Source organism: Mycobacterium pinniadriaticum (assembly GCF_026242045.1).
Lineage (GTDB): Bacteria > Actinomycetota > Actinomycetes > Mycobacteriales > Mycobacteriaceae > Mycobacterium > Mycobacterium pinniadriaticum.
The window spans coordinates 40,350-65,367 of record NZ_JAPJDO010000012.1 but is presented as its reverse complement, the minus strand read 5'-3'; the positions used below and the strand labels follow the sequence as shown (position 1 = coordinate 65,367).

Annotated in this window: 22 protein-coding genes; 16 read left to right on the top strand and 6 right to left on the bottom strand. The window is 63.5% G+C overall.

Annotated features, from left to right (window positions below; all coding sequences use genetic code 11):
- Window positions 1-2: 2 nt before the first annotated feature.
- The 3 genes from ORI27_RS15745 to ORI27_RS15735 all read right to left on the bottom strand — a co-directional run bounded on the left by ORI27_RS15745 (window position 3) and on the right by ORI27_RS15735 (window position 3,086).
- Window positions 3-1,205: an acyl-CoA dehydrogenase family protein gene (locus ORI27_RS15745; RefSeq protein WP_265997912.1), complete on the bottom strand. Its 1,203-nt coding sequence runs from the start codon at window positions 1,203-1,205 to the stop codon at window positions 3-5.
- Window positions 1,205-2,284, bottom strand: a complete 1,080-nt coding sequence (locus ORI27_RS15740; protein ID WP_265997913.1) for an acyl-CoA dehydrogenase family protein — start codon at window positions 2,282-2,284, stop codon at window positions 1,205-1,207. The genes ORI27_RS15745 and ORI27_RS15740 overlap by 1 nt, the downstream gene beginning before the upstream one ends.
- Before the next feature lie 178 nt (window positions 2,285-2,462).
- The gene (locus tag ORI27_RS15735; RefSeq protein ID WP_265997914.1) at window positions 2,463-3,086 is read right to left on the bottom strand and encodes a TetR/AcrR family transcriptional regulator; all 624 of its coding nucleotides are present in this window, start codon (window positions 3,084-3,086) and stop codon (window positions 2,463-2,465) included.
- Window positions 3,087-3,460: 374 nt separating this feature from the next.
- Here ORI27_RS15735 and ORI27_RS15730 point away from each other — a divergent pair, with 374 nt between their 5' ends.
- Both ORI27_RS15730 and ORI27_RS15725 read left to right on the top strand, forming a co-directional pair.
- A complete protein-coding gene (locus ORI27_RS15730) occupies window positions 3,461-4,717 on the top strand; it encodes an acyl-CoA dehydrogenase family protein (RefSeq protein WP_265997915.1) in 1,257 nt (418 codons plus the stop codon).
- Between the two features lie 94 nt (window positions 4,718-4,811).
- On the top strand, window positions 4,812-6,032 hold the full coding sequence (locus tag ORI27_RS15725; protein WP_265997916.1) for a cytochrome P450: 1,221 nt from the start codon (window positions 4,812-4,814) through the stop codon (window positions 6,030-6,032).
- Between the two features lie 89 nt (window positions 6,033-6,121).
- Here the strand turns inward: ORI27_RS15725 and ORI27_RS15720 are convergent, their stop codons facing one another.
- Both ORI27_RS15720 and ORI27_RS15715 read right to left on the bottom strand, forming a co-directional pair.
- On the bottom strand, window positions 6,122-6,895 hold the full coding sequence (locus ORI27_RS15720) for an SDR family NAD(P)-dependent oxidoreductase (protein ID WP_265997917.1): 774 nt from the start codon (window positions 6,893-6,895) through the stop codon (window positions 6,122-6,124).
- A gap of 52 nt (window positions 6,896-6,947) precedes the next feature.
- Window positions 6,948-8,408 (bottom strand): aldehyde dehydrogenase family protein, encoded by a 1,461-nt coding sequence (locus ORI27_RS15715; protein ID WP_265997918.1) that lies wholly within the window; start codon window positions 8,406-8,408, stop codon window positions 6,948-6,950.
- Between the two features lie 121 nt (window positions 8,409-8,529).
- Between ORI27_RS15715 and ORI27_RS15710 the strand changes: the two genes are divergently transcribed.
- The 4 genes from ORI27_RS15710 to ORI27_RS15695 all read left to right on the top strand — a co-directional run bounded on the left by ORI27_RS15710 (window position 8,530) and on the right by ORI27_RS15695 (window position 12,297).
- Window positions 8,530-9,762, top strand: a complete 1,233-nt coding sequence (locus tag ORI27_RS15710) for a CaiB/BaiF CoA transferase family protein (protein ID WP_265997919.1) — start codon at window positions 8,530-8,532, stop codon at window positions 9,760-9,762.
- 87 nt (window positions 9,763-9,849) lie between these two features.
- A complete protein-coding gene (locus ORI27_RS15705; protein WP_265997920.1) occupies window positions 9,850-10,998 on the top strand; it encodes an amidohydrolase family protein in 1,149 nt (382 codons plus the stop codon).
- Between the two features lie 28 nt (window positions 10,999-11,026).
- The gene (locus ORI27_RS15700) at window positions 11,027-11,497 is read left to right on the top strand and encodes a nuclear transport factor 2 family protein (RefSeq protein ID WP_265997921.1); all 471 of its coding nucleotides are present in this window, start codon (window positions 11,027-11,029) and stop codon (window positions 11,495-11,497) included.
- On the top strand, window positions 11,494-12,297 hold the full coding sequence (locus ORI27_RS15695; protein ID WP_265997922.1) for an alpha/beta fold hydrolase: 804 nt from the start codon (window positions 11,494-11,496) through the stop codon (window positions 12,295-12,297). Before ORI27_RS15700 ends, ORI27_RS15695 begins: the two co-directional genes overlap by 4 nt.
- Window positions 12,298-12,309: 12 nt before the next feature.
- Here the strand turns inward: ORI27_RS15695 and ORI27_RS15690 are convergent, their stop codons facing one another.
- Window positions 12,310-13,161 (bottom strand): SDR family oxidoreductase, encoded by an 852-nt coding sequence (locus tag ORI27_RS15690; protein WP_265997923.1) that lies wholly within the window; start codon window positions 13,159-13,161, stop codon window positions 12,310-12,312.
- A gap of 265 nt (window positions 13,162-13,426) precedes the next feature.
- Between ORI27_RS15690 and ORI27_RS15685 the strand changes: the two genes are divergently transcribed.
- The 10 genes from ORI27_RS15685 to ORI27_RS15640 all read left to right on the top strand — a co-directional run bounded on the left by ORI27_RS15685 (window position 13,427) and on the right by ORI27_RS15640 (window position 25,008).
- A complete protein-coding gene (locus ORI27_RS15685) occupies window positions 13,427-14,350 on the top strand; it encodes a dioxygenase family protein (protein ID WP_265997924.1) in 924 nt (307 codons plus the stop codon).
- Between the two features lie 41 nt (window positions 14,351-14,391).
- On the top strand, window positions 14,392-15,645 hold the full coding sequence (locus ORI27_RS15680) for a cytochrome P450 (protein ID WP_265997925.1): 1,254 nt from the start codon (window positions 14,392-14,394) through the stop codon (window positions 15,643-15,645).
- A gap of 118 nt (window positions 15,646-15,763) precedes the next feature.
- Complete coding sequence (locus ORI27_RS15675) at window positions 15,764-16,474, top strand: MlaE family ABC transporter permease (protein WP_265997927.1); 711 nt, start codon at window positions 15,764-15,766, stop codon at window positions 16,472-16,474.
- Window positions 16,471-17,319, top strand: a complete 849-nt coding sequence (locus ORI27_RS15670; RefSeq protein ID WP_265997929.1) for an ABC transporter permease — start codon at window positions 16,471-16,473, stop codon at window positions 17,317-17,319. The genes ORI27_RS15675 and ORI27_RS15670 overlap by 4 nt, the downstream gene beginning before the upstream one ends.
- 3 nt (window positions 17,320-17,322) lie before the next feature.
- Window positions 17,323-18,774, top strand: coding sequence for an MCE family protein (locus tag ORI27_RS15665; RefSeq protein WP_265997930.1), 1,452 nt, complete (start codon window positions 17,323-17,325; stop codon window positions 18,772-18,774).
- Window positions 18,775-18,816: 42 nt separating this feature from the next.
- Window positions 18,817-19,845, top strand: coding sequence for an MCE family protein (locus ORI27_RS15660; RefSeq protein WP_265997932.1), 1,029 nt, complete (start codon window positions 18,817-18,819; stop codon window positions 19,843-19,845).
- On the top strand, window positions 19,842-21,131 hold the full coding sequence (locus tag ORI27_RS15655) for an MCE family protein (RefSeq protein WP_265997933.1): 1,290 nt from the start codon (window positions 19,842-19,844) through the stop codon (window positions 21,129-21,131). Before ORI27_RS15660 ends, ORI27_RS15655 begins: the two co-directional genes overlap by 4 nt.
- Entirely contained in the window at window positions 21,131-22,405 is a 1,275-nt protein-coding gene (locus tag ORI27_RS15650; protein ID WP_265997934.1) for an MCE family protein, read from the top strand. Before ORI27_RS15655 ends, ORI27_RS15650 begins: the two co-directional genes overlap by 1 nt.
- Window positions 22,405-23,541, top strand: coding sequence for a virulence factor Mce family protein (locus tag ORI27_RS15645; RefSeq protein WP_265997935.1), 1,137 nt, complete (start codon window positions 22,405-22,407; stop codon window positions 23,539-23,541). The genes ORI27_RS15650 and ORI27_RS15645 overlap by 1 nt, the downstream gene beginning before the upstream one ends.
- A gap of 6 nt (window positions 23,542-23,547) precedes the next feature.
- A complete protein-coding gene (locus ORI27_RS15640) occupies window positions 23,548-25,008 on the top strand; it encodes an MCE family protein (protein WP_265997936.1) in 1,461 nt (486 codons plus the stop codon).
- The last annotated feature ends 10 nt before the right edge of the window (window positions 25,009-25,018 follow it).

The following is a 25,018-nucleotide window of genomic DNA, read 5'->3' as shown; positions in this document are numbered from 1 at the left end:
GCTCAGGTTCGCTCTCTGGGCGGCAGCATCCGGGCACGGGGGAGCCCGAGGACCCGTTCGGCCAGCATGTTGTGGAAGATCTCCACCGAGCCGCCGTAGATCGCGGTGCCCTGGGCAAAGCGGTGCAGGAATTCGACGTCGCCGTCGCACACCGCGCCATCCTCACCGGCCAGCAGCGTGCCCGCGGGTCCGAAGAGGTCGATGAGGTCGGCACTGCCGCGGATCAGGGATGTGGCGGTGGCTACCTTGCTCATGGGGCCCTCGAGAATGGCGGCCACTTCGGCGTCGAGGGCTACCTGCGCGACCCGCTCGCATGCCAGCGGATCATCGGCAACCGGGGAGCCGTCCGGGTGCTGACCGGATGCGGCCCACCGCACGGCGACGTCGGTGAGTCGGTGTATCAGGCCTTGCCACGTTCCCATATTGGCGTCGTCACCGATGCCGCGGTCTTCGATCCGGCCCATCCGGTGCTCGGCGTCCAGGGCGCCGGCGACCACCCGCCAGCCCTGGCCGACCGGGCCCACCCGGTAATGATCGCTGACGCGAACGGAGTCCAGATAGACGGTGTTCGTGCGCTCGCCACCGAGCGTGTGAATAGGGGTGATCTCGATTCCGGGGCGATCCAGCGGCACCAGGAACATGGTGAGACCCTGGGTTTTCGGCGCGTCCGGGTCGGTGCGGGCGAGCAGCCATACGTAGTGCGAGTTCTGCGCGCCGGTGGTGAACATCTTCTGACCCTGGATCACCCAGTCGTCGCCGTCGTGCGTCGCCCTGGTCTTGGCGGCGGCCATGTCGGATCCGGAGTCGGGCTCGGTGTAGCCAAGACACATCAACACGGTGCCGCGCGCGACACCGGGCAGGATTTCCTCGCGCAGCGTATCGCTGGCCCATGCCCGTACGCCGAGAGCGATGGTCGTGGTGATCAACCGGGAGATGGACACCCACATCGACTGTCGCCATGCGAGTTCAAGCGCGAGGATCCTGGCCCGTAGCGGGTCAAGTCCGGCACCGCCCTCCTCGACCGGCCACATCGGCATGATCCATCCGCGCGCACCGAGAGCCTCGTGAAACGCCTGGCTGTGGCCATTGCCGGTCAGCCGGTCCTCGGCGATCACCTCGGGGGTGAGATGTTCGTCGAGGAACTGCTGCACCTCGCCGCGAAAAGCTTGTACTTCGGGTCCGACCTCGATGACACCGAAATTCATCAGCGCAGCCGCTCCTTCACGTCAGGGTTTCGGACCATTTGCCGCAGCAGGACATCGGCCAGGTTCTGAAGTTCACGGCGCGGATCACCGGCGATCGTTGCCCATCCCTTAGCCCGGCGGAAGAAGAGCTGGATATCGGATTCCGTGGTGAAAGCGACACCGCCGTGGGTGTGCAGGCAGGTAGCCGCCGCGTGAGTGGCGACGTCGGCTGCATGAACCCAGGCCATCAGCGCGAGCCGGTCGGCTTGCTGTGGTTCGTTCTCGGCGAACCAGGCCGCCTTCCAGGCCAACCGCCGGGCACCCTGGACTCCGATGTGCACGTCGACGAGCGGATGCGACACCGCTTGGAAACTTCCGATGGGGACGCCGAAGGCGTGCCGGGCCCGTGCGTACCCCACAGCCTGACTTAGCACTGCGTCGGACAGACCCACCAGTGCGGCGGCGGTCAGCAGCTTCCACTCGAGCAGTGCCCGCTGCCAAAGCGTTTCGGCCTCTGACCCCTCGGCAATCACCAACCCCACCTCGTGTTCGTCCGCCGGGGTCCACCAGGCCAGCGGAGCACATGCCTGATTGGCGACCTGCGGGTGCGCGCCGGAATCCGCAATTAAAACCAGTGATTGATCATGCAGCGCGATGATGGCATCGGAAATGGCGCCGGCCGGGACCAGTTGGCGCTGAGAGTCGGTGGCGCGCTGCAGGGCAACGCTGATGATGCGCTCACCGGAGATCTGATCGTGAAGCCAGGGCTGGGCGTCGTTCGAGGCGCCGGCCAGTACCCGGGCCGCGACGATCGTCTCGATCATCGGCACCGGTGCCAGGGCGCGCCCGTACTCCTCGGCAGCGAGCGCCAGTTCCACCAGCCCTGCTCCATCGCCGCCGCGGGCTTCGGGAATGCCCATCGTCGTCACACCGAGGCCCATCAGCCTGCCCCAGAGTTCGGGATCGAATCCGTGTGGTTCGGCAGCGCGTACGACCGTGGTCTGGCACTCCTTGGTGAAGAACGCCCCGAACGCCTCACGCAGTGCCACCTGCTCGTCGTCAAGGGAGAAGTCCTCGTTGCGGAGCGTTCGATCCTCCATACCCACCGTCCTTGTTCATGCACCCATCCGCCGGGGTGGGAGGGTGTGCGCGCGCGTCTAAGACGCGACGCGCTCGCCGCTTCGCCAACTAATTATCTCTATATATAATTATGAGGCAGTCGGTGTCAAGATGTCGGCAGGGTGCTGGCTGCGCCTTGCGCAGGGCAGGCGCAGAAGCCTATTCCGACGGTGCCGAAACGGCTGCCGGCAAGGGTTCGGCCGCGTCGGTGAGTAGCCTGTCGTCGGCGGCTCGTCGGGTCGGCGCCCGGAACAGGCCCCCTGCCAGGAGTTTCTCGATGGTCCGGATCGCCACGCGGTGACGATCTCCCGGTAGTTCGACCGTCAGCATAGTCAGGCCGAAGTTCACCATGCCGAACATGTCCGCAACGTCACGCGGTTCGACGCCCGGCGAGATTTCGCCGCGCTCGACGGCCTCGTCAATCAGCCGCTTGTACAGGTCGTAGTAGCTGCCCGAGGAGAACGCAAGCGCTCGAGACAATTCCGGGTATCGCCGACCGTCCACTCGGACACTCACCGAAAAGCTTGCAAGATAGGGCATTTCGTCAGTGACCGCGATCGTCTCTTCCAGGATGGCGATCAGCTGACCCTGGAGATTGTCAGCACGGGTCGCAGCCCGTTCGAACCGTTCCAAGAGCTGGGAGGTGACTTCGGCGATCACCGCTACCACCAAGGCCTTCTTGGACTTGAAGTAGTAGTAGACCGCACCGCTGGTCAGGCCGGCTTCGGCGGCGATGTTGTTGAAGGTGGCCTTGGCGTAGCCATGCTCGCCGACGTGCTTCATCGCGATCAGTAGGATCTGACGGCGGGTAGCTTCGCCTATCGATCCAGTTGGGCGGCCGACGCGCTTACCTCGTGGCACTCCGCGCACTCCTGATCTGCCGACATGCGCCGACATCGTGCCGGGGCAGGAAAGGTATGTACGGTATCGCTGCTCCGTACACATCGTCCTGCATTCTTACGCATCAGTTACTAACAGTGTAACTGCGGAAGCGTCAGACATACGAGTTGGCCCGCCGGAAAGTGCCTGCCCAGTGGCGTTGGAGAGGGCGCGGCGCCCGCAACGACATAGTCGCAGCGTTGTGGCGGACGTGTGCCTTCGGTGCAGCGACGCTGAAAGGCGAGCCCGTGTAAATTAACTACTGATATAGTTATCTCATGGTTGCGTTCCAAGCACCCGCGACCGGTGCCAATGTTGCGTCGGAAAGCGTGGAGGCGTTCCGCGAGCACGCCGCGGCGTGGTTCGACTCTCACGCGCCGGCCCGGGCGCAGGGCGGGCCGGCTGCCCCCGGCGCGAGCCGGGCGGAAGAACTGGATCGAGTGGCCGCCGCAAAGCGGTTTCAGGGACAGATGTACGACGCCGGCCTGGCAGGCGTGCGGTGGCCGCGCGAGCACGGGGGACGGGGCCTGACCCTTGCCCATGAGATGGCTCTGTCGGCTGCGGCCGAACCATTTGATCTACCCACCGGTGTCGTGTTCAGCATCACGTTCGGGATGTGCGGGCCGACGCTGCTGGCGCACGGAAGTGATGAACAGAAGAGCCACATCGGACCGATGCTGCGTGGCGAAGAGATCTGGTGCCAACTGTTCTCCGAGCCCGGCGCCGGATCGGACCTAGCTAACATCAGTGCGACCGCAGTCTGGGACGGCGCCCGATGGATCGTCAACGGACAGAAGGTCTGGAGTTCGGGTGCGCATTACAGCGATTTCGGCCTACTTCTGGCGCGCACCGCGCCCGAGTTGCCGAAGCATCGCGGACTGACGATGTTCATCCTGGACATGCGGGCACCGGGCGTCACGGTGCGCCCACTTCGCCAGATAAATGGCAGTGAGCACTTCAACGAGGTCTTCCTCGACGACGTGGCGATCAACGAGCACCAGATAGTCGGCGAGCTGAACCGAGGATGGCAGACAGCGATCACCACGCTGATGAACGAGCGAGTGGCCCTCGGGGGCGGGGGCGACCCCGACCAGCAGGCCACGGTGGAAGCGGTCTTCCGAATGGCACGCAGCAGTGGGTGCCACGACGACCCCGTCGTGCGCGACCGGCTGGCCAGCATCTACACCCAGCACATGATTCTGGGCTTGATCGGACAGCGAGTTCGGGAAGCAGTGTTGCGGGGTGCTGACCCCGGCCCGGAAGGCTCGGTTGCCAAATTGGCCACTGCGCGCTTCGCCAAGCACACCGCGGCCCTTGCCGCCGAGATCGCCGGCGCGCAAGCCCTCGCCTGGGAAGGTGCTGATTCCGTGGGTGCAAAGTGGGTGAACCTTCTGCTGAGCGCGCCCGCGCGATCCATCGCCGGCGGCACCGACGAGGTGCAGCGGAATATCATCGCCGAGCGGGTGCTCGGATTGCCACGCGAGGTGGATCTCCCGCGCGACAAGCTATTCCGCAATTCGGCAGTCGCCCGTTGACCGGCGACCCTCGGTGACCAACACCTGAACCCATGTCACAGTGAGCCCGGAAGTAGACAGCCTCCGTGCCAGCCCAGGAGAAGGAGACAAGCAGATGCCCGACGTGCTGTCCGGTAGCAACATCGATTTCGACCCGTTGTCGCAGGAGTTCTTCGCTGACCCATATCCGACCTACAAGCGACTTCGTGATGAAGCCCCGGTCTATTACAGCGAGCAGTACGGGTTCTACGCGCTGTCGCGATATCACGATGTGCTGCGCGCACATCGCGATGCGGCAGTGCTCAGTAGTGCCCACGGGGTGCGGCTGTGGGATCTGTTGAAGCCCGACTTCGTCAACCAATCGAGCATCATCGGGATGGACGAGCCCGAGCACACCCGACAGCGCAAACTCGTCAATCGCGTCTTCACCCCGCGAGCCGTAGCGGGTCTGGAACCGATGATCAGAGAGATCATCACCGGCTACCTGGACCAGTTCGAGGGCCGGGACCAGTTCGACATCGTCGCCGACTTCTCTGCGCCCTTTCCTATCCAGGTCATCTCCGGGATGCTCGGTGTCCCGAAAGCCGACCGCGAGCAGCTTCGGCACTGGTTCGACCTGGTGCTGCACCGTGAGGAAGGCGAGCACAGTCCGTCACCGGAAGGCATCGCTGCCTACGGCTCACTCCACGAGTACTTCCACGAACTGGCCCAAGACAAGCGGCGGCATCCTGCCGACGACATGATGAGCCGACTGGTCGAGGTGAGTATCGACCGAGGCGAGGCCGAGGGAGCAACGCAGCTCACCGACAAGGAGATTTCCTCCTTCGGCGTGCTGCTCGGTGGCGCGGGCGCCGAGACCGTCGCCAAAGCCATCGGCAACGGAGTCGTCCTCTTTTACCGCAACCCCGGCGAGTGGGTGAAGATCGTCGAGAATCCCGAGATCATCCCCAAGGCGGTTGACGAGGTCATCCGTTACTGGGCGCCCTCCCAGTATGTCGGTCGGTTAGCCACCGAGGAGACTACGTATTCGGGCCACACCATTCCCGCTCAGGCACCGGTCCTGCTGCTGACGGGGGCCGCCTGCCGCGACGAGCGGGCGTTCGATGACCCGGATCGCTTCAATGTCACTCGGACCCAGCCTGTTTCGGTGCATTTCGGCCACGGCATCCACGCATGCCTCGGTGCTGCGCTGGCGCGGCTCGAAACCCGCATCGCTTTTGAGGAAATCAGTCGGCGATGGCCACGTTACGAGGTCGACGAGACGAATTGCCGCCGGGTGACGGCCGCCAACGTCAGCGGCTACTCCAACGTTCCGGTGAGCGTCGAAAGCTCGTAGAAGAACGCGCCGCACGGCTATTGGCAACGGGCCCTGACAACAGAATGGACGCTGCGGGCCCCAACTTCGATGGTCTGCTACCCACGCTCCTAGCCGGGCATGACGGCGCCGGCGTCGACGCACAGCACCTGACCGGTGACCAGGGCCGAGTCGTCGCTGGCAAAGAACACCGCCGTGCCCGTGAGGTCCTCGGGTGCCAGCGTCCGCTTCAACGCGCTCATCGCGATGATCTGGGCGATTCGATGTTCGGGCACCTGCTTTTTCGTGGCCTCGGTCAGCGTGACGCCTGGGGCGATGCAGTTCACCCTGATGCCCCAGTTGCCGAGTTCGCCCGCGGACATCTTGGTCAGGCCGATGACGCCCCACTTGCTCCAGGGATAGGCATACGAACTGACGCCGGGGAACTCCGCGGGGGCACCCTTCAGGTAGAGGTAGGCGCCAGTGGAAGAGATGTTGATGATCGAACCGCCGCCGCCGGTGACCATGTACGGCGCCGCGGCGCGCGTCATCAACCACGCTCCGTGACAGTTGATGTCGAAGACCTTCTTGAGGTAGTCGTAGCTCTGGTCGCCGTAGTCCATGTCGTAGTAGATGCCCGCATTGTTGAGCAGCACGTCGATGCCGCCGAATCGGTCGGCGACAGCCTTGGCGCACTGCAGTGTCGACTCCTCCGATGAAACGTCAGCATGGAAATACGCGACTTCACCGGCACCCTGCAAGTCGGCCACGGCGGACTCGCCGCGTTCGTCGTCGATGTCGACCACCGCGACCCTGGCGCCCTCGTCGAGAAATCGCCGCGCGTAGGTCTTGCCGATGCCCTGGCCGGCACCGGAGATGATGGCAACCTTGTTTTCCAGACGCATGCGTCACTCCTGAGTTCGGTTGGTGCTTCGGGGTTTCAGAAAGGGCGGCGGTTCAGGCCCGGTATGAAATGGCCTTCGTCTCGGTGTACTCATCGAGGCCCTCGGTGCCGTATTCGCGGCCGATGCCCGACCACTTGTAGCCGCCGAACGGAGCCTCCACGGCCGAGCCGCCGTTGATCTTCACGGTTCCGGTGCGGATCTGCAGGGCCATCTCGAACGCACGCGCAGAATCGGCGGACCAGATGGCTCCGGACAGGCCGTAGCGGGAGTCGTTGGCGATGGCAATCGCTTCGTCGTCGGTGTCAAAGCCGATCACCACGCCCACCGGGCCGAACACCTCTTCCTGGGCGATGGTAGCCCCGTTGTCGACGTTGGTCAGCAGAGTCGGCTCGTAGAAGAACCCCTTGGAGAGGTGCTCTGGAATCCGACCACCGGTCACGGCGACGGCACCGTGTCGCACCGCGGCATCGACCATACTGGCGACCCGTTCACGCTGAACTTCGCGGATCAGCGGTCCCATCTGGGTGGCGGGGTCGGCCGGATCGCCGATCCGGATCGAGCTCAAGACCGCGGCAGCCTTTTCCACGAATGAGGGCAGGATCGAGTTGTGCACCAGGAACCGCGAGCACAGTCCACAGCCCTGGCCGGCCTGGTAGGTCAGACCCATCGCGGCCTGTTCGGCGACGCGGTCGACGTCGATGTCAGCGCGGGCGATCAACGCGGACTTGCCGCCGAGTTCGAGAAGGACCTTCTTTATCGTCGGCGCGCCCTGTTCCATGACCGAGACACCGACGCTGGGGGACCCGGTGAAGGACACCATGTCTACCCGGCCGTCGGATGTGAGCACTCGACCGACATCGACGCCGCCGGTGACGATGTTCAGAGCGCCGGCCGGAACACCCGCCTCGGTGGCGATGTCAGCCAGCGTGAGCGCCTGCAGCGGCGTGTACGGCGACGGCTTCAGGACGACGGTGTTGCCCATCAGCAGCGCGGGGACGATCTTGCCGAGGTTGATCAGATGGGGATAGTTGAATGCGGTGATCGCGCTGACCACGCCGATCGGTTCGCGCACGGTGACAGCGGAGCCAAGGCTGCCCGGACCGCCAACCCCCTGGCTGACCGTCGGTGGCAGGGGAGTGACAGGTCGCCGCGTGCGGGCTTCGTCCAACGCAAATCGAAAGTGGTCCATCGCAATCCCGATGTGGGCGAACTTCGCGAGTGGGTACGTCGCGCCGGCCTCGGCGACGATCAAGTGCTCCAACGTGTCCTGCTGCCCGGTCAGGATGTCGTAGAAACGGGCCATGATGTCACAGCGCTTCTGCGGGGACATCCGTGGCCACGGGCCTTCGTCGAATGCCGTGCGGGCAGCCCCGACCGCGGCTTCGGCGTCGGCGACTGAACCGATGGCCGCGGTACCGATCACTTCCTCGGTAGCGGGATTGATTACTTCGCCGAGGTCGCCGCCGGGGCTGGTCCAGTCGCCGCTGATGTACTGACCCTTGAACTCATACACGGTGCCTCCGTCAGCATCGGTGAAAGAATTAACTGTACGACTAACTAGTAATATAAGCTTAGACTCTCAGTGGGGGTTATTCGCCCCACATCTGTCAGCCCTAATCCTAGGGAGAGTGCCCATGTCACACCGCCCGATGCAGGGCGTTCGTGTGCTCGAGTTGTCTCAGTACACCTTCGCTCCCACCGCCGGCGCGGTGCTCGCCGACTGGGGCGCCGACGTCATCAAGGTGGAGCATGCAGAGACCGGTGACGCGCAGCGCGGGATCCGGGTGGGGTGGAACAGCGAGCGACGTGGCTCTTTCCAACCGATCATGGAACATCCGAACCGGGGTAAGCGCAGTATCGGCCTCGACGTCGGTTCGGAAAGGGGTCGAGAGATCCTCTACGCCCTGGCAGCCACGTGCGACGTGTTCATCACCAACTTTCTGCCGGATGCCCGCGACCGACTGAAGGTCAACGCCGAGGAGATTCGGCGCGCCAACCCGGCCATCATCTACGTCAGGGCAACCGCGTACGGCAACAAGGGCGCGCTTTCCAGCGAAGGTGGATTCGACTCGAGCGTGTTCTGGGCGCGAATGGGTAGCGGTGCGGGGGTAACACCGCCCGACAGCCCCCGGACGCTGTCGATGCCCGGGCCGGCCTACGGCGACACCATCGGAGGTATGACGATCGCCGGGGGGATAGCGGCGGCGCTCTTTTCCCGAGTCCAGACCGGTGAGCCCGCAGTGCTGGACGTGTCCTTGCTCAGTGTCGGCGCATGGGCCATGGGCCTGGCGATCGACATCTCCCTGCTCACCGGAACCACCCGACCTGTCGCCTCGCTGCGTGATGAATTGACTACCGCCCCAACGAATCCGCTGGCCGGCGACTACCGAACCTCCGATGACCGCTGGATCAACATCAGCTTCCTGCAACCTGGACGGTACTGGCGGGATTTCTGCGCGCACATCGACCGACCGGACCTGGCCGAGGACCCACGGTTCGACACTGCGGAGAACCTGATGGCCAATGCGAAGCAGGCGGCCGCGATCTTGCGCGCCGAACTGGCGGGGAGAACCTTCGCGGAGTGGGTCGCGGTCTTCCAGACGCTGCGAGGTCAGTGGGCGCCGGTGCAGAACAGCATCGAAGCGGGCCGCGATGACCAACTGCGGTCCAACGGCTACATCGTGACCATCGAGGATGCCGACGGTCAGCCCCGTGAGCTGGTCGCGAATCCGGTGCAGTTCAACGAAACACCACCGACCCTGACCAGGGCCCCGCTGTTCGCCGAACACACCGACGAGATCCTCCAACAGCTTGGGTACGACGACGAACACATCATCGAACTCAAGATCGCCGGTGTCGTCACGTAGGGCTCGTTGGTGTGGGACCCCTTGACGGCGGTCTGGGACGACCGTAATAATTAACTTGTCGACTAATAAAAGGGAGAAAGGTCGAACATGCTTCCTGAGACCGCCAAACTCATCTCGGTTGATGACCATGTCATTGAGCACCCGAATGTGTGGCAAGACCGACTGCCTGAGAAGTACAAAGACGTCGGCCCGCGTGTCATCGAGCAGACCGAGGGCCCCGAAGCGGGCAATGAGGTGTGGCTGTACGAAGGCCAGTCCTATGTCACGCACGGCGTCTCCGCGACAGCGGGTAGGGAGGACATCCACCTCAACCTCGAGCCGGTCCGGTTCGACAACATGACCCCTGGCTGCTATGACCCCGCGGCGCGCATCAAGGACATGGATGCCGACGGTGTGCACGCCCAGGTGTGCTTCTCCACGTTCGCCCGCTACGCAGGCACCCGCTTCCTATTCGGCAAGGACAAGGAACTGTCACTGCTGTGTGTCCAGGCATATAACGACTTCTTGATCGATGAGTTCTGCGGCTTCGCACCCAACCGGCTGGTTCCGGTCGCCGTCCTGCCGCTATGGGACAGGGACCTGTGTGTCGCCGAGATCGAGCGCACCGCAGCGAAAGGCGCCCGCGGTCTGGGATTCCCCGAAAACCCCTCATCGACAGCGCTGAACCTGCCGTCCTGGCACAGCGGGTACTGGGATCCGGTCCTTGCCGCGGCTCAGGAAGCGCGGATGCCGCTGTGCCCGCACGTCGGCACCTCGGGTGCCACCCCGGTGACCGGACCTGATATGCCGCCGGCCGTCAGCATGTGCATGGTCGCGTCCAACTCCATGGGCGCCATGCTGGACCTGATGTACTCCGGGACGTTCGTGAAGTTCCCGGACCTCAAGGTCGTGCTCTCCGAGGGCGGCGTCGGATGGATGCCGTATACCATGGAGCGCGCCGACCGGATGTGGCAGCGGCACAGGGGATATCAGCCCCAGATCGACCACGGCATGCTGCCCTCGGAGATGGTCGCCGGGCACATCTACGGCTGCTTCATCGATGACACCATCAGCAAAGAGGTGCGGGAGAAGGTCGGCGTCGGCCAGATCATGTGGGAGTCCGACTATCCGCACTCCGACAGCAGCTGGCCCGACAGCCGCAAGGAACTGGCCAAGATGATGGAAGACGTCCCCGATCACGAGGCGCTCATGATGGCCGAACTCAACGCCCGCGAGGTTTTCCGGCTCGAAGACTGACGAGCGGTTGCCTTGACCGCATACAGAAATGGGTATCTCCCGAGGAGCGAAGGACGTCGGCCTGGCGTTCTTCGCTGCCCTTCGAGAACGCCGGTTCGGCGACGCCATCGACCTCCTCGACGACGAGGGCACGCACTGGGGTGGATCCTTCCCGTACCGGGAACACCCGATGGCCGGTTTCAAAGCGAAATTGAGGATGGTCGAACAGGGAATCCACGACACACCAATGGATTTCGTTGTCGTCGATTGCATCAGTGCCGGCGATCAGGTGGTGCTGGAACTCCGCAATGAGGGCACGCTTGCCGACAATCGGCCATACGAGATGGTGTACTGCTTCATCCTGCGCGTCCAGGACGGCCGGATCATCACCATGCGGGAATATGCCGACACCGCCTACAACCGGGACATGCGCCCGTACTTGTACTCCGAGGAGTCACCCGTGTACCGAGAACTCAAAGAGCAAGGTTTGACCGCCTCGACCTTCGACGGACTGCGATGACTGCCGAAGCGCGAGCCGGCCGGGCCGACAGGAACGGTCTCGAGCTCTATTTCGAGCAGTCCGGCAACGGTGATCCACCCATCGTCTTTCTCCACCCGGCCGCCTCCGATCACACGTTCTTCGCGCCTCAGGTCACTGAGTTCTCCGCCGACCATCGCGTTGTGACCCTTGACCAACGCGGCTTCGGTGCCAGCAGCGAGGCCGCAGACGGCCAGTATCGGCCCGCGGATCTCGCAGACGACGTCGCCTGGCTGTGCAGCCATCTGGGTCTCGACAAGCCGTTTCTCGTAGGCTGCAGCATGGGCGGCGGGATTGCCGTCGAGGCCGCCGCTCGACACCCCGAGCTTGCCAGCGGTATCGCCGTGCTCAATCGGTCCGTGATCGCCAACCGGGCACAGGACTCCACGATCCGCACCCTGGCAGAGATGTTGCGTGGGCCCTCGGCCGCCGAGGCCATTGAGATGCTGGTGAACGCTCAGATCGGGCCGCTCGACCCGCCCGGACTCGGCGACGAATACCGACGTACCGCGCGGTCCACCCGACCACACGTGCTGGCCGCTGTGCAAGAGGCATTCATCGACTGGGATGGGGAGGCGGCATTGGCCACGGTGCGGGTTCCCGCACTGTTCACGTTCTCCCGCCCAACCGGAGAGTACGCCGACCTGGATCGGATCAGACAGCTGTGCCCGCAGGTTGTCATTGGGCATACCGTCGGGGCGGGGCATTTCGAGAACCGCAGCGTCCCAGCACAACTGAACCCCATGATCCAAAGGTTCCTGGAAGTCTACATCGCGCGCTGAGTGCGGGGGCGATCACCGCGGCACGATCGTCGTCGACGTGAACCGGGCGGGACTGCTCAGAATGTGGGTGATCATCGCCGCGTGTTCCGCGCCGTCGAGTTGCCGGCCGTTGATCAGCTCCCGCTGCGCCCAGATCGCCCCGAAGCGACTGCCCTCGGGTTGTCTGTCGCGGACCGTACTGACAGTCGGACCGACACCCAAGGTGGTGAAGGCAACTTCTGGATTCTCGTGCTGCCAGCACTGAACCATCCGTTCGAGCGCCGTCTTGCTGCAGATATACGCCCCGATACCGGCCCACGGCGGCTGCTGGGAAACCGAATGCGAAGACAAGTACACGGCATTACCCTCGGCCGCACCGAGGTGGGGAAGGGCTGCGCGCGTAACAACCGCTGCCCCAATGATATTCGTGTCGAACACGGTGTGCCACTGCTCCGCGGTCGTCTGCGCCATCTCGCCGAAGTGCGTCACGCCGGCCGCGTAGATCAGAGCGTCGAGCCCGCCTAGAGCAGCGACGGCCTGCTCGATCGCCGCGTCGCACGAGTCGGGATCACGGACGTCGCAGCCGACGGTGGTGCACTGATCCGGGTACACTGCCACGGCTTCGGCAAGTAACTCAACACTGCGACCGGCGAGCGCAACGTGTGCGCCATGGCGGGCCAGGTACAGGGCGACGACGCGGCCGATACCCCGGGACGCACCCACGACAACCACCTTGCGTTCGCTGATCTGGACCATCGAGGACTCCTTGCCCGGACGAGAATTAACTCTACAACTAGTTATACAAGAACCCGACCAGCCCACCGCCGGGAACGCCATTGAGGTGGAAACATTGCTGCTCGGCGAGGATTTCGGCGTGTTCGACAACATGCCGAGGATAGTTCGGTTACCACCATCCACCACAGGTGGCGACAACAGGCACCGGGTCATCGTGTCGTGATCAAACCCTCACGTCGTACCATGCCCGCACATCTGAAAATTCAGCGAATGCCCAGCTAAAGGGCCACTCACAGACTATGTTTTCGGACCCCCGCCCGTGTCGCGAGCACTTGGCCCGGGGCTTGCCTTTGTAGCAGTGGTCACATACTGTTGCATCAGTTAGTTTACCCACCTGGAAAGAGAGAGCCCTTCGATGTCCACCGCTGCCCCGGTGACCAAATGGCGTCCAGAAGACCCCGACGCGCCTTTCGTGCCTGACGAGTCGAAGCTCAGCCCCAGGCTGATCGAGATCAAGGAGGCACTTGTCAACGCGGTGTCCAAGGTCTTCCGGGACAAGCGAATCACGCACGAAGAGTATGAGCGATTCCGCCAGGTCGTGATGGAACTACAGAAGATGGGCGTCGTGCACGGGTTCTTCGACGTCTGGTTGGACAAGATGACCGACGAGTCCGCGGATGACGAATGGCCGGGTACCACCTCGAATCCGGAAGGCCCGCTCTACGTGCCGGGCGCGCCCATCCTGGCACCCGTCGGGCCCGGCCCCTCCTACGTCCTGCCTCAGCGCGAGAACGAGCCCGGCACTCCGCTGATCATCAGCGGGCAGGTGCGTTCCTTGGACGGTACGCCGCTATCTGGCGCCGAATTCGATGTCTGGCAGTGTTGCGCCGATACGGGCATCTACTCGAACTTCGGGCTGGACGATCAGCCGGACTGGAACCTTCGCGGCAAGTTCAGCTGTGATGCCCAGGGGCGTTACGAATTCCGCACGATCAAGCCGGTGCCGTACATGACCCCGGGTATTCCCCAGCCGATCCTGGATATCTGGGACGCCCTGGGCAAGGCTCATTTCCGGCCGGCGCACATACACTTCAAGATTTGGCACGACGATCTGCCCGGCGGCGTGTTCATGACCCAGATGTACTTCAAGGGCGATCCCTATCTCGGCGAAAACGATCCCGGGGAGAACGCCCAGAGCAGTCTGGAAGTGTCTCCCATCGAACACAAGGATCCCGAGGAATTGAAAGCACGTGGGCTAGAGAGCTATTCATCCTTCCTCACGATCGATTTCGACATCGTCGTCGAGACGGAACACGCCCCGGCAAGCAGCCCCGCCTGAGCGGCGGACCCCCACCCAAATTCCGACCCAGAGGAGATGAGATGGACGCGCCGGTGCTGGGCGATGACCTCGCCGCGGAGGCCCGCCTCGACGATGTGAACTTCTACCTGGGAGATCCCTATCCCACGTACGCGAGGCTGCGGAAGGAGGCGCCGGTCTTCTGGTGTGAGGCCGGCAACTTCTGGGCACTGACCAAGTACGAAGACATCGCTTGGGTCGAGGGCCAGCCGAACCCGCCTTTCACTACCGTCGATGGACTGTTCATCCCGGACGCCGCCAACCCGGCCCGCACCGCGGAACGGGATCCGGGCGGGGCGCAGCAAGCCGGCGCGGGCTTTATGAGCGACCCGCCTCGGCACACCAACTTCCGGCGCCTGATTACGCCTGCCTTCAGCTCAAAGCGGATGGTCGACCTGGAACCGAGTATCCGGAAAATCGTCGGTGAGTTGCTTGATCAACTTCCAGCGGGCGAACCGGTCGACTTCGTCGAGGCTGTCTCCGTTCCTCTCGCCGTCCGCGTCGTCGCCGATTTCCTGGGCGTGCCGCCGCAGGACTGGGATGACGTGCGGCGCTGGGCGGACTCCTTCATGCTCAACCTGGGCGGAGCGCTGGCCGCGGGCAGCCCCGAGGAGAAACAGGCTATCGACGACCTGGGGCAGATGTATGCCTACTTCGTGCAGAGCCTGGCCGAGCGGCGGGGAAATCCCCGTGAAGACCTGATGTCGGCGGTAGCCAACATGCAGGTCGATGGCGAGTTCTTGACCGAGCAGACCGCAGTGGCCATCTGCTTCTCGGTCATGGTTGCGGGCAACGACACCACCCGCAACACCCTTTCGGGCTCCATGGTGACCTTCGCCAAGTACCCGGATCAGTGGGACCGGCTGGTCGCCGAGCCGACGTTGATCGGCAACGCCACAGAGGAGCTGTTACGTTTCGTCGCCCCGGTGATTCACTTCGGGCGCCGGGCCACTGAGCCGGTGGTCATCCGCGACCAGCCCATTGCCGCAGGCGATTTCGTGGTGATGCTGTACGGGTCGGGCAACCGCGATGAGGAGATCTGGACCGACCCGGATACCTTCGATGTGGGTCGATCTAAGCCGCAGCGGCACCTGTCGTTCGGCTGGGGCCTGCACCGGTGCATCGGGGCGATGTTGGGCCGCGCCGAGATTCGCATCGCCCTGGAGGGGCTGATCGAGCGCTACCAGCGATGGGAGATCGCCGGACCGGTTGAACGGTTGCCGTCGACCGCGGTTAATCAGTACGAACACCTTCCCGTCTCGCTGATTCGTCGCTAGCATCCGCCCACCGTCATCTGAGTCCGTCGCGCCGTCGCGACATGCGTGAGGGGAAGCAGTGCTGAATTTGCCGGATGCATCATTGAGACCGGTACGTGCTATCGGCGGTTTCTTCGCCATGTCAATGGACGCAATGGTCCTGATGTTCAAACCGCCCTTCGCGTGGCGAGAGCTCCTCCTGCAGACATGGTTTGTCGCGCGGGTTGCGCTGGTGCCCACGATGATGCTGGCGATCCCTTTCACCGTACTGTCGGTGTTCACGATCAACATCCTGCTGACCGACATCGGGGCGGCAGACTTCTCCGGCAGCGGTGCCGCGCTGGGCGCGGTGACCCAGATCGGGCCGGTTGTTACGGTTCTCGTGATCGCGGGGGCCGGTGCCACCGCGATGTGCGCGGATCTGGGTGCCCGCACGATCCGCGAAGAACTCGACGCGCTGCGGGTGCTCGGGATCAACCCGATTCAGGCCTTGGTGGTCCCGCGCGTGCTGGCCGCCACCATCGTTTCGTTGATGCTGGCCTCCGTCGTGACGCTGGTCGGCATCGTCGGCGGGTTTTTCTTCTCAGTGTTCTTCCAGCACGTCACCCCGGGTGCTTTCGCGGCGGGACTCACGCTGCTGGTCGGAACCCCTGAGGTCATAACGTCTTTGGTGAAAGCCTCGATCTTCGGTCTGACGGCCGGCTTGATTGCCTGCTACAAGGGCATCTCGGTGGGCGGTGGACCCCAAGGAGTGGGTAACGCGGTGAACGAAACCGTGGTCTACACGTTCATGGCATTGTTCGTTATCAACGTCATCGCTACCGCCGCGTCGCTGCAGGTCGTTGTATGACCGTCGCGAGCAGGCAGTTCCCGCGCATACGTCGCACGTTCGCCGGCTGGGCTGACACCTGGAACCGGATCGGTGCACAGACCCAGTTTTATATCGAGACCATCCGGGGCACGTGGGATGTTGTGGTGCACTACCGGTTTGAGATGGTACGGCTCATCGCCCAGATGAGTCTCGGGGTGGGGGCCCTTGCCATCATCGGCGGTACGATCGTCATCGTCGGATTCCTGACATTGTCGGCCGGTTCCCTGATCGCCGTTCAGGCCTTCCATCAGCTCTCCGACATCGGCGTGGATGCACTGGCCGGTTTCACGTCGGCGTTTCTGAATGTTCGCCTTGTCGCGCCTCTGGTTTCCGGCATCGGCCTGGCCGCCACCATCGGCGCCGGGGCAACCGCGCAACTGGGCGCGATGCGGATCAGCGAAGAAATCGATGCCCTGGAAGTGATGGGCATCCGTTCAGTGGCCTACCTCGCCTCAAGTCGGGTGCTGGCTGGAGTCATCGTGGTCATCCCGCTGTACGGTGTAGCCGTCTTGATGGCGTTCCTGGCGACTCGGTTCGGCACCACGGCGTTGTTCGGGCAATCGACTGGCGTCTACGACCATTACTTCAACACATTCCTGAACCCGACCGATCTGGTCTACTCGTTCCTGCAGGCGATCGCGATGGCCGTCGTGGTGATGTTGGTGCACACGTATTACGGATTCACGGCCAGCGGTGGGCCGGCGGGCGTCGGCGAGGCGGTCGGGCGTGCCGTCCGCACCAGCCTCATCGCCGCGGTGTTCGTCACCCTGTTCGTCTCACTGGCCCTCTACGGCCAAACCGGCAATTTCCACCTGTCGGACTAACGCATGGAATCACGGCGAGATAAGCGCGTACATCAGGGTTGGTGGACCCTGATCTTGTTGATGGCGTTGGCCGCAATGGTCTTCCTGACCTACGCGATGTTCGTTGGCACGTTCACATCGTTCGTACCCGTGACGCTCACTTCGGATCGAGCCGGACTGGTAATGGAGCCGGGCGGCAAAGTCAAGATGCGCGGCGTGCAGGTGGGACGGGTGGGTTCGATTACGGTCGGCGGGGCGCCGGTCACATTGCGGCTGGAGATCGAGCCTGACCAGCTCAAGTACATTCCGGCCAACGTTCAAGCACAGATCCGGGCAACTACCGCATTCGGCGCCAAGTATGTCGACCTCATCTATCCCAGTGATCCGAGCCCGCAACGGCTTTCGGCCGGGATGGTGATCCAGTCGCGCAACGTCAGCACTGAGGTCAACACCGTCTTCCAGAATCTGACCGGCGTGCTCGCACAGGTTGATCCAGCCAAGCTCAATTCGGTGCTCTCGGCTGTCGCCGTCGGCCTGCGTGGCGAAGGCCAGGCGATCGGCGAAGCGATCACCGATGGCAACCAAGTGCTGACGGAACTGAATCCTCGCGCTGACACCTTCCGACGGGACTGGCGGGCGCTCAAAGGTTTCAGCGATACTTACAGCGCCGCCGCCAAAAGCATCGTGGCCACGCTGGACGCCGCCAGCACCACGAGCGCAACGATCACCAGTAACGCCTCCAACTTGGATGCCCTGCTGCTCAGTGTCATCGGGCTCTCGAATGACGGCATCAATCTGCTGGGCCCGAACAAGGACAATCTGGTCAAGGCCATCAATGTGCTCGAGCCGACGACGCGACTGCTGATGAAGTACAACCCTCAGCTGACATGCATGTTGGTCGGTGGCAAGAAGGTCCTCGACGACGGGTTCGGCGACATCGCTGGCGGCGCCAACGGAAAATCGCTGATCCTCGACACCGCGCTTCTGTTCGGCGACGATCTCTACCAATTCCCCGCGAATCTGCCCATCGTCGGCGCCAAGGGCGGTCCCGGTGGCGCGCCGAGCTGCGGATCCCTGCCGGACGTCTCGAAAAATTTCCCGCAGCGCTACCTCATCACCAACACCGGTTGGGGTACCGGTATGGATGTCCGGCCCAACCCCGGCATCGGCTTCCCCGGATACGCCAACTTCTTCCCGGTAACGAGGGGAGCGCCCCAACCTCCCAGCGTCCGCTATCAGGGCGGTCCGGCGCCTGGGCCGGTGCCGTACCCGGGCGGGCCGCCCTACGGCGCGCAGCAGTACGCACCGGACGGAACACCGTTGTACCCGGATCTGCCGCCGGCACCGCCGCCAGGGGCACCGCGCGAACCGGGCCCTCCGCCGCCGGGAACGGAGCCGTTCATCGTCCAAAATCCGGCTGTGTTGGCACCAACCCCGACACCACCGCAGCCCCCGGTGCTGGTTCCGTCGCCGTGAGCAATCAGCACTGTGCCAAGGTATCCATGAGAGGCCGATAATGTGAGAGATAATCTGGGAGGCGCCATTTGGCGCCTAGCAGTCTTCTTCGCGGCATGCGGTTTCGGCATCTTCGCGCTGTTTGCCATCTTCTCGCAGTTGCGCTTTCAGGCGGAGAAGACTTACAACGCCGAGTTCGAGAACGTGAGCGGGCTGAAGACTGGCCAGTTCGTCCGGATCGCTGGCGTCGAAGTTGGCAAGGTCAAGACGATTTCGCTGGAGAACGGCTCCACCCCAACGGTCGAGTTCACTGCCGACGACTCGGTGGTCCTCACCGAAGGCAACCGAGCCGTCATCCGCTACGACGACCTGATCGGCGGGCGCTACCTCAGCCTCGAGGAAGGCACGGGTGGCACGCAGCGACTTCGGCCGGGCGACACCATTCCGCTGGCACGTACGTCGCCGGCCCTCGACCTTGACGCCCTGATCGGTGGGTTCCGCCCGCTGTTCCGTGCGCTGGACCCCGACCAGGTCAACGCGCTGACCGGTCAACTGGTGAAAGCCTTTGAGGGGCAGGGGGATACCATCGGTTCGTTCTTCACCCAGACCGCTGCATTGACCAACACCCTTGCCGACCGTGACCGATTGATCGGCGAGGTGATCATCAACCTCAACACCGTGCTGGGTTCCGTTGGAGATCAGAGCAGCCAGTTTGCAAAGGCCGTCGACTCGCTGTCCAAGCTGGTATCGACGCTGGCCGGCCGCAAAGAGGACATCAGCAACTCGGTTGCCTACACCAACGCGGCTGCGGGGTCGATCACCGGCCTGCTTGCGCAGGCTCGCGCCCCGCTGACCAAAGTCGTTCTGGAGACCGATCGGGCGGCGGGTCTGGTTGTGGCCGACCATGATTACGTCGACAACTTGCTTAAGACATTGCCGGAGGCCTACCAGATTCTCAGCCGCCAGGGACTCTACGGCGATTTCTTCAGCTTCTACCTCTGCGACGCCGTGCTCAAAGTCAACGGGAAGGGCGGCAACCCGGTCTATATCAAGGTAGCCGGCCAGGACACGGGGAGGTGCGCGCCGCGATGAAATCCTTCACGGAGCGCAACGAGATCATCATCGGCGCGGTCGGCGTTGCAGTGGTCCTCGGACTGGCGCTGATCTCACTGAATTGGAACCGCATGCCGTTTCTGGATCGGACCACTGAACACTCGGCGTACTTCACCGAGGCGGGCGGCCTGAAGCCAGGGGCGCCCGTGCAGGTCAAAGGCTATGAGGTGGGGACTGTCACGGCGGTGGAGCTGGCCGTGCCGCGGGTTCTGGTGAAGTTCAACATGAACAAGGACATCCGGGTGGGGGACCGCAGCGAGGCAGCAGTCAAGACCAAGAGTCTTCTTGGGGCCAAGTTCCTCGAGGTAACACCGCGCGGGGACGGCGAACAGACCGATCCGATCCCCCTCGACCGAACCCGGCCGGCGTATCAATTGCCTGATGCCCTCGGTGAATTGACTTCCACCATCAGCGGCTTGGACACCGAACAACTGTCGCAGTCACTGGCGGTACTGTCGGACACCTTCAAAGACACCCCGCTGAAATTGAAGACCGCCGTCGAGGGTGTGGCGCGGTTCTCCGACACCCTCGACAAGCGTGATTCCCAGTTGCGTCAACTGTTAGCCAACGGCGAAAAGACGACGAGTGTGCTGGCTGAACGCACCGAACAGGTAGTGAGCCTGATCACCGACACGAATTCGCTGCTCGCTCAATTGCGGACGCAAAGCGCTGCGCTGGACCAGATTTCGGGGAACATCTCTGCGCTGGCCCAGCAGCTCAAGGGTGTCATCACCGAGAACAAGGAGACCCTCAAACCAGCGCTGGACAAGCTCAACGGGGTACTCACGATCGTCGACAACCGCAAAGAGGCGTTGCAGCAGTCGATCAAGAAGTTGAACGCCTTCGCGATGTCGATGGGCGAGTCAGTGGCGACCGGGCCGTTTTTCAAGGCGTATCTCGCCAACCTGCTGCCCGGACAATTCGTTCAACCCTTCATCGACGCGGCGTTCTCCGACCTCGGTCTGGATCCAGCCACCAAGCTCCCGTCGGAACTGTCCGACCCGCAAGTCGGGCAACCCGGGACTCCGGCTCTGCCCATGCCGTTCCCACGCACAGGCCAAGGCGGTGAACCGAGACTCAATCTGCCCGACGCGATCACCGGCAACCCCGGCGATCCGCGCTATCCCTACCGCGAGCCGCCGCCAGCGCCACCGCCAGGCGGACCGCCGCCGGGCCCGCCCGACCCTGGGCCTCCGAACTTGCGGGGCGCTCTACCACCGCCGGAACCATTCCTGGTACCAGCACCCGGTGAAGGTGGTCAGTGATGAGTCCGCGAATCGCGAGAATCGCACTTGCCATCCCGCTGGTGGCCTTGCTCATCGCGGGCATCGTCGCGGTAACCCGATCCTCGGGTGACCCGCAGCGGATCCACGTCACCGCGTACTTTGCCAACACCAACGGCATGTACGTCGGCGACGAGGTGCGCGTCCTCGGGGTGGCGGTCGGCAAGATCGTGCGAATCGAGGCGCAGCCGGAGCGGGCCAAGGTCGAATTCTGGTACGACAGTAGTGTTCCGGTGCCGGCCAATGCGAATGCGGTGATCCTGTCGCCGTCACTGGTGACGGCGCGCGCGGTTCAGCTCACCCCGGTCTACACCGAGGGACCGAGAATGAGCGAAGGCGCGGTGATTCCGCAGGAGCGCACCGCAGTTCCGGTCGAATGGGACGACTTCCGTCAACAACTCGAGAAGCTGACCAACACCCTGCAGCCCACCGAACCGGGTGGTGCCAGCACCCTGGGCCAGTTCATCAGTACCACCGCGGACAACCTGCGCGGCCAGGGCACGAACATTCGAGAGACGCTCGTCAAGCTATCGCAGGCGTTTTCCGCCCTCGGTGATCACAGTTCGGACCTGTTCAGCACTGTGAAGAATTTGTCGACGCTAGTGTCGGCACTCCAGGGCAGCGCAGATCTGATGCGCGCACTCAACCAGAACCTGGCCGACGTAACCGGTCTGCTGTCGAACGACACCGACGAAGTCGGCAACGCGATAGCGGAGATCAACGGGGTGGTCGGTGACGTTCAGAGCTTCGTGCTGGAGCATAAGGAGACGTTAGGAACCACGTCGGACAAACTCGCGTCGATCACCACGGCGCTGACGGCCAGCCTCGACGACGTCAAGCAGACACTACACATCGCGCCCAATGCCTTCCAGAACTTCCTGAACAGTTACCAACCGGCACAGGCCAGCCCGACAGGCGCAGTGGCGTTCAACAACTTCGCCAACCCGATCAGCTTCGTATGCGGAGCGATTCAGGCCGCTTCACGCATGGGCGCCGAACAATCGGCCAAGCTGTGCGCCCAGTATCTCGCGCCGATCATCAAGAATCGACAGTTCAATTTCCCGCCGCTGGGCGAAAACGTCATCGTCGGTACTTCGGCCCGGCCCAACGAGGTCACCTACAGCGAAGACTGGATGCGGCCTGACTACATTCCGCCCCCTGCGGTCAACGGTGCGGACCTGGCTGCCGAGGCGCGATCGACGAACCCGGCCGATGGGTTGCCGGGTTTGATGGTCGCGGGCGAAGGGCGCTCGTGATGACGCGCCGTCTGCGCCCCATCACCGTCGCGTCAATGCTCCTCGTCGCCCTCGTGCTAGCCGGGTGCAGCAACTGGCGTGGCGCCAACTCGCTGCCCCTCCCGGGCACCCAAGGACGCGGCCCTGGTGCGTACACAATCCAGGCGCAGTTGCCCGATGTTGACAACATCGAGCGGAACTCGCGCGTTCGCGTCGGTGACGTCACTGTTGGCAACGTCACCAAGATCGAGCGTCAAGGTTGGCATGCACAGCTGACGATGACGATCAATGGGGGAGTCGAGCTGCCGGCCAACGCCACCGCAACGATTGGCCAAACCAGTCTGCTCGGGTCAAAACACGTCGAACTAGCGGCTCCCACCGATGTTCCGCCCGAGGGCAAGTTACACGATGGGTCGCTGATCCCGCTTCGGTCGGGAGGCAGCTATCCGAATACCGAACAGACGCTAGCGGCAGTTTCGCTGCTCCTGAACGGCGGTGGGCTGGGACAGATCCAAGACATCACCCAGGCCCTGAGCACCGCCTTCGGCGGACGCGAGGACGACCTGCGCAGCCTGATCCAGCAGCTAGACACCTTCATGGCGTCGCTCAACGATCAAAGCGACGACATCCTGGCGGCGATCGACGGCCTGAACAACCTGGCGGGTCAGTTCGCCGCCGAGAAGCCGGTGGTGGAAAAGGCACTCAAGAACATTCCCGACGCGCTCAGTGTGCTCAAGGACCAGCGGGACAACCTCGCTGGTGCACTGGATCAATTCGGCAAGTTCAGTGCTCTGACCGCCGATGCGATCAACCAGAGCAAGGACAATTTGGTCAAGGAACTAAAGGATCTCGGGCCAGTGCTGCAGTCGCTGGCAGATGCCGGGCCGGCGTTGACCCGTTCGCTGGGCTTCTACTCGACTTTTCCGTTCCCCAAAGACACGCTCTCGAAGTGGATGCGCGGGGACTACGCCAATCTGACCGCGGTCTTCGACTTCACGCTGAGCCGACTCGACTCGTCGTACTTCACCGGGACCCGATGGGAAGGAAACCTGACCGAACTCGAGATGCAGTGGGGTCGCACCATCGGGCAGCTGCCCAGTCCCTACACCCGCGACAATCCGCTCGTCGCGCCATATAACTTTGACCAGGGGCCGTAGCTCGACATGTACATGACCAGGCGGATCCGCATTCAATTGGCGATATTTCTCGTAGTTTCGCTGATCACCCTCACCGTCATCGCACTCGGCTACCTCAAGCTGCCGCAACTCCTGTTTGGCGTCGGGCAATACACGGTGACCGTTGAGCTGCCGGAGGCGGGAGGGCTTTACCAACGTGCCAACGTCACCTATCGCGGCAGCGAGGTCGGCGAGGTAAAGGACGTCAATCTGACCGACAGCGGCGTCGTCGCGGTGCTCTCACTGCGGTCGGACGTCAAGATCCCCTCGAACCTCACCGCGGCAGTGCACAGTACCTCCGCGGTGGGTGAACAGTATGTCGCGTTGCTCCCGCGGACCAGCGACGCGCCCCCGCTCAAGGACGGCGACGTGATCCCGCGGACCGACACCCGAGTACCGCCCGACATCAACTCGTTGCTGGACGCGACAAACCGCGGGCTGGAAGCGATACCGCGTGACGACCTGAAAACCGCGGTCGACGAGTCCTACACCGCATTCGGCGGGCTGGGACCGGAGCTGTCCCGGCTGGTGAGAGGCTCCACCACACTGGCGAGCGATGCCCGCAAGCATCTCAGCGAGTTGACCAACCTCGTCGACAATTCCGCGCCGTTGCTCCAGAGCCAGATCGACACATCCGATGAAGTCCAGGCGTGGGCGGCGCGCGTCGCCGACATCAGTCGCCAGCTCAAGGACCAGGACCCAGCCGTGCGAGGCATCCTCGAGCAGGGCGCGCCCACCGCGGAAGCAGGCCGCGCGCTGATCCGGCGGCTGCAACCGACGCTGCCGATCCTGTTGGCTAACTTGGTGAGCGTAGGCGAGGTCGGCGTCGCTTACCGAGACGGCATCGAACAAATCCTGGTCCTGCTGCCCCAGGGCGCGGCAGACGTCCAAGCGACCGCACTTCCCGACCGGGATACCAACTTGCCCTACAAAGGTGGGTTCTTGAGCTTCAACCTGAATTTCAATGTGCCCCCGCCCTGCACCACCGGCTTCCTGCCCGCGCAGCAGTGGCGATCGGCCGCCTTCCAGGACTCCCCCGACCGTCCCGAAGGTGACCTGTACTGCCGAGTGCCCCAGGACTCGGTGTTCAACGTGCGCGGCGCACGTAACACCCCATGCGCGACCCGCTCCGGCAAGCGTGCTCCCACGGTCAAGATGTGCGAGAGCGACGAGAATTACGTCCCCCTCAACGACGGCCTCAACTGGAAGGGCGACCCCAACGCAACCAGCACGGGTCAAACCATTCCGCAACCGCCGCCGGGTACGCCGGGCTCGACTGCAATACCGCCCCCGGCCCCGGCGGAGCCACCGGTAGCGATTGCCGAATACGACCCGGCCACCGGCTCGTATGTCGGACCTGACGGCAACACATACACCCAGGGCAATCTGGCGCAGAACGCACCGACGAATCCGACATGGCAGGATATGCTCCTCCCCCCCAGTAATTGATGTGCGCTCG

Excerpts from the sequence above, each read along its gene's own strand:
- ORI27_RS15730 (WP_265997915.1), top strand. The coding sequence starts at position 3,461 with ATGGTTGCGTTCCAAGCACCCGCGACCGGTGCCAATGTTGCGTCGGAA.
- ORI27_RS15745 (WP_265997912.1), bottom strand. The coding sequence starts at position 1,205 with ATGAATTTCGGTGTCATCGAGGTCGGACCCGAAGTACAAGCTTTTCGC.
- ORI27_RS15725 (WP_265997916.1), top strand. The coding sequence starts at position 4,812 with ATGCCCGACGTGCTGTCCGGTAGCAACATCGATTTCGACCCGTTGTCG.
- ORI27_RS15665 (WP_265997930.1), top strand. The coding sequence starts at position 17,323 with ATGGAATCACGGCGAGATAAGCGCGTACATCAGGGTTGGTGGACCCTG.
- ORI27_RS15700 (WP_265997921.1), top strand. The coding sequence starts at position 11,027 with ATGGGTATCTCCCGAGGAGCGAAGGACGTCGGCCTGGCGTTCTTCGCT.
- ORI27_RS15705 (WP_265997920.1), top strand. The coding sequence starts at position 9,850 with ATGCTTCCTGAGACCGCCAAACTCATCTCGGTTGATGACCATGTCATT.
- ORI27_RS15645 (WP_265997935.1), top strand. The coding sequence starts at position 22,405 with ATGACGCGCCGTCTGCGCCCCATCACCGTCGCGTCAATGCTCCTCGTC.
- ORI27_RS15710 (WP_265997919.1), top strand. The coding sequence starts at position 8,530 with ATGTCACACCGCCCGATGCAGGGCGTTCGTGTGCTCGAGTTGTCTCAG.
- ORI27_RS15680 (WP_265997925.1), top strand. The coding sequence starts at position 14,392 with ATGGACGCGCCGGTGCTGGGCGATGACCTCGCCGCGGAGGCCCGCCTC.
- ORI27_RS15650 (WP_265997934.1), top strand. The coding sequence starts at position 21,131 with ATGAGTCCGCGAATCGCGAGAATCGCACTTGCCATCCCGCTGGTGGCC.
- ORI27_RS15655 (WP_265997933.1), top strand. The coding sequence starts at position 19,842 with ATGAAATCCTTCACGGAGCGCAACGAGATCATCATCGGCGCGGTCGGC.
- ORI27_RS15670 (WP_265997929.1), top strand. The coding sequence starts at position 16,471 with ATGACCGTCGCGAGCAGGCAGTTCCCGCGCATACGTCGCACGTTCGCC.
- ORI27_RS15735 (WP_265997914.1), bottom strand. The coding sequence starts at position 3,086 with ATGAAGCACGTCGGCGAGCATGGCTACGCCAAGGCCACCTTCAACAAC.
- ORI27_RS15740 (WP_265997913.1), bottom strand. The coding sequence starts at position 2,284 with ATGGAGGATCGAACGCTCCGCAACGAGGACTTCTCCCTTGACGACGAG.
- ORI27_RS15720 (WP_265997917.1), bottom strand. The coding sequence starts at position 6,895 with ATGCGTCTGGAAAACAAGGTTGCCATCATCTCCGGTGCCGGCCAGGGC.
- ORI27_RS15675 (WP_265997927.1), top strand. The coding sequence starts at position 15,764 with ATGTCAATGGACGCAATGGTCCTGATGTTCAAACCGCCCTTCGCGTGG.
- ORI27_RS15685 (WP_265997924.1), top strand. The coding sequence starts at position 13,427 with ATGTCCACCGCTGCCCCGGTGACCAAATGGCGTCCAGAAGACCCCGAC.
- ORI27_RS15695 (WP_265997922.1), top strand. The coding sequence starts at position 11,494 with ATGACTGCCGAAGCGCGAGCCGGCCGGGCCGACAGGAACGGTCTCGAG.
- ORI27_RS15640 (WP_265997936.1), top strand. The coding sequence starts at position 23,548 with ATGTACATGACCAGGCGGATCCGCATTCAATTGGCGATATTTCTCGTA.